This is a genomic window from Polynucleobacter sp. 39-46-10 (genome assembly GCF_002282275.1).
In genome coordinates this window covers 1-3,645 of sequence record NZ_NCJB01000249.1, presented here as the reverse complement: position 1 = coordinate 3,645, position 3,645 = coordinate 1, and the positions used below count along the sequence as shown (strand labels likewise).

Genomic DNA, 3,645 nt, shown 5'->3' with positions numbered 1-3,645 from the left:
GCCAGTACCAACCCCGCCGTGAAGGATGAGGGGTTTTAAGTCCCGATCATTGATGTAGTCAGATAGCCTATTTTTAAGGGTTTGACTGCCAATAACTACGTCATCTAGACAGGTGGGTGCGTATTTGAGTGCGAAGCTCATGGTAATTCCTTTCTAATTTGGGTAAAAGCAGGGGTGAGGTGATAGGTACCGCACCCCTGTCAAGACTTGCAAAGGCTTAAGCCATCTCTTTGAAGTAGGCTTGGTTAGCCGCTTCAGTAATTGCCGCTTGTGCTGCAAGCTCTGCTTGGGCTTTGATATGCTCATCAACCTTATTCAGTAGTTCTTGAGCAATCTTACGTATGGCTTGCTCGATCATGGCAGTAGTAGAGCCTGGCACTACGCTTAAAACCTGCGTTTGACCACTAGCTAGCATCTTGCCAATTAAGAGCGTGTATTCAGCAGAATCAGCTGGATGCGCTAAGGCAGTTTTTGGCACCAAACTCAACGGGTGTTGTAGTTGGTTAACTAATAATTGCTTAACCTCGGCAACCTTATTATCAAGCTGACTACGCTTTTTAATGGTCTCATCGGTAATGCCCTTAGTACTGGCTACTTCTTCAATACCGCCTACCTTGATTACCCATTCAGCGAAATTACCCACTGAAATCGACTCTTTAGCTGCTACTCGTAATGCACGGGAATAAGCAGAAGCGCGGCGGCGCTCAGCATTAAATACGTACTTTACGATCAAGGTCAGTACTGGGGTGCTGGTTTGTACCTTAATGCCACGTCCTTCTAGATTGGCTTTAATACCTTCTAAAACGACTTTCTCAGCAGAGCTGCCTTTAATTTCGTAATACATACCAAGGCAATCCGAGAGAAGGGCGTAAAGCGCCTTATTGGATTTATCGTAAAAGTCCCGTTGCCAGACTTGACGACGGTTTGCTAATGCATCTAGTTTTACCAAAGTGGCGTTAGCGATTTCTTGCTTTTGATTTGCTGTGATTCTCATGGTGTTGCTCCTTCAAGTTTTAAAAATACCAACACGGTTTTAGCGAAAGTGCTGATGAAACTTTTTGTGTTGATGGAGTCACTGTATATTTTTGAGATTTTTCGAACAAATCACAGCGTTGTTTTATTTCCTTGACCAAAAAATAGGAAAAATCAAAGCTCCATGAACAGGGGCTTAGCAGGCGATTTTATTTGTGAGAAAAAATCACCAAAAAACTTCGTTTGAAAATTCCATGCAAAAATTAAATGTGAAATTATTGTGAAAATTTTCAGTGAAGTGATTTCAATTTACTATTAATCTTAGGCAACTACTTCGCTCTAAAAATAAAAAAACCAGCCGGGTGATGGGCTGGTTGATTAGGGTCTAATAGCTGCTTAGCTGCTTACTTTTTTCCGTAGGCAGCATCGTGGTCTGGCTCAATTAATAACACTCTAAGAAAATGATCCTCTCTAAAGCCAATTCCCCGAATTGATTTGCTAACCCGAAAGGAGTAGAGCGCATCGATACCCTTTGGGGCGGGGACACTATGAATCTTTTCCCATTTGAGACCTTTATCACGGTAAACCTGGTTCCAGCTCAGTTGCGTGATTTTCTCAAAAGTAGCAAAGGCCTTCTCTTGTTCGACTAACTCCAATGTCTCCCAAGCCGATTGAAAGATCGGGCTATTGAGATCAAGCTCAACTAATGGCTCAGGCTTTACGTTTCGTGCCATGCGCTTTAGCCATTTTTAATTTAGAAAGATCAGTCGCTTTTGCCGGGGTTTTTTGTGCCCAAGCTAGAGCGGCCGATAAGTCCTTTTTAACGACAGGCGTATGCATCCAACGTTCATTATCAGGAATAACCGTGGCTGTACGAATTACCCAAACCCCTGGCTCAGGCGTTTCTACCAGTACTTGACGTCCTGCATGCTCTTTACCAAGCGAAATTTGCCCGCTTGATCCAATCGACTTAATAACCTGGTGATCTATGACTGCGCCCATGGCATTCTCCTATATTCATGCTGCATGATTGCATTATAGCATGATTTTTATACAATCGGACTGATGTTTCACCATGACCCAATCCTGGGCAAAGCCCTTGGCTCGAACTCACTTAGATCAGTTCAACGGCATTTCTCTTTTGTTCATCATTTACATCAATGTATCTTTGCGTTACAGCAATCGATCTGTGACCAGCTAAAGAGGCTAAGATTCGAACGCCAATGCCTTTATTAGCCAAAGTTGTAATGAAAAACTTTCTGCCCGAGTGGCTGCTCCCACCGCTAATGCCTACATTCTTATAAAGCTGATGAAACCACACGCATAAGCCATTAGGACTAAAACGTAAGCGATGATCGGTATGAAAAAAGGGAATATCAGCGCCTTTAGCATGCCTTGTGGTGAGGTAATTAGCCAATTCCACCTGCAAACGTTGGGAAACAAAGACGGTTCTGGGATATTTGCCTTTAGTTTGCGCGGCCGATAAACGAATTTCATTCTTAATGGTGCCATCGGGGTTCACTACGTCCCCCATGGTTAAAGATGCGATCTCCGCAACGCGAAGCCCTCCGAGAAAGCTGGTGAGGATGATTGCGCGATCACGCAAAGCGTATTTTTTGGTACTGACGTAATTAAGAACTTGATCAAGTTCTGCTTGAGATAAGGTTTTTGCTTGTGCCATTTGGTTTTCCTGTCATAAATAAAATGTGCGTTTTAAGTATGTTTCCTTAAGCAGGAAAGGTCGACCTCAGTTTGTTTGCTAAGCGTCACTTAACAGGACAAAAAGATCTCCAAGAATCAATGACTTACAAGTTCGGGTTAAGAATATAGTTATTTTCTTAACCCGTATTTGCTTATAAGTATTTAGCAATATTTACTAAGATCTGTCGTCTTTAGGCGACGACCTTAGCTAACACCTCAAATCACTGGATAGCGTACTTTTGTAAATTCTCAAGTGCTTGCTTATGTCCGCCGACAAATACGCCTTTTGTAGACGGTTTTTGAGGGGTATTTAGCTCCGTTTGCGTTGTAGCAATCAGTGCAGGCGTGGGTTTTCCAGGAATTCTGGCAATACAGCTGCGGATAGGCAATTCCCAGTATTCATTGATTCCATAGGCAGAGTCATCAATTTGGATGGTGATTCTGCTGTAGTTCATATCTAAGGCCGCATATCCCTCAATGGCGGTCTTTGAAGCATTCTCGTATCGATATATCCAGCTCATTAAAACTCCATCTTCATTGACTGGTGGGTTGGCTAAGCGATTAGCCATTTCTACATGCACTGGGCTCTTTGGAAAGTGAAACCAGGCTTCAACTTCTTCAAAATCTACTAAATACTTGGCATAAGGACTTGGGATCTCTAATGTTCCGTTGTAAATTGCTTTGCGATATTGACCTTTGCCGAAGGTTGTTCCGTACATTTTGTTTTCCCATAAGCGGGCTGTGATTTCTTTCATTTTTAATCTCCTTGAATGTTGAAAGAAGTCGCGGTGTTGCTTGAGATGCAGGGAGTAGCAGAGACAAAAGATAGTTGCTGTTGCATGAGTTGCTGTTCAGAGCTACTCATTTGTCCCCAATACAGCAACTAACTGCATCTCTTACTGCAACTGCAACTTATTTCTTAATCGCATCTCAATGCAACTCATTACGCGACTCGTAAATATTTAGCCCTTG

Annotated in this window: 5 protein-coding genes; all 5 read right to left on the bottom strand. The window is 42.8% G+C overall.

Annotated features, from left to right (window positions below; translation table 11 throughout):
- Positions 1 to 217 precede the first annotated feature (217 nt).
- The 5 genes from B7X71_RS13700 to B7X71_RS13680 all read right to left on the bottom strand — a co-directional run bounded on the left by B7X71_RS13700 (position 218) and on the right by B7X71_RS13680 (position 3,428).
- Complete coding sequence (locus B7X71_RS13700; protein ID WP_293599882.1) at positions 218 to 994, bottom strand: hypothetical protein; 777 nt, start codon at positions 992 to 994, stop codon at positions 218 to 220.
- Between the two features lie 382 nt (positions 995 to 1,376).
- Positions 1,377 to 1,706: a hypothetical protein gene (locus B7X71_RS13695; protein WP_293599398.1), complete on the bottom strand. Its 330-nt coding sequence runs from the start codon at positions 1,704 to 1,706 to the stop codon at positions 1,377 to 1,379.
- On the bottom strand, positions 1,684 to 1,974 hold the full coding sequence (locus B7X71_RS13690; protein WP_216220103.1) for a hypothetical protein: 291 nt from the start codon (positions 1,972 to 1,974) through the stop codon (positions 1,684 to 1,686). The genes B7X71_RS13695 and B7X71_RS13690 overlap by 23 nt, the downstream gene beginning before the upstream one ends.
- 112 nt (positions 1,975 to 2,086) lie before the next feature.
- Positions 2,087 to 2,653: a site-specific integrase gene (locus tag B7X71_RS13685; RefSeq protein WP_293599397.1), complete on the bottom strand. Its 567-nt coding sequence runs from the start codon at positions 2,651 to 2,653 to the stop codon at positions 2,087 to 2,089.
- Positions 2,654 to 2,894: 241 nt separating this feature from the next.
- Entirely contained in the window at positions 2,895 to 3,428 is a 534-nt protein-coding gene (locus B7X71_RS13680; protein WP_293599396.1) for a hypothetical protein, read from the bottom strand.
- Between the last annotated feature and the right edge of the window lie 217 nt (positions 3,429 to 3,645).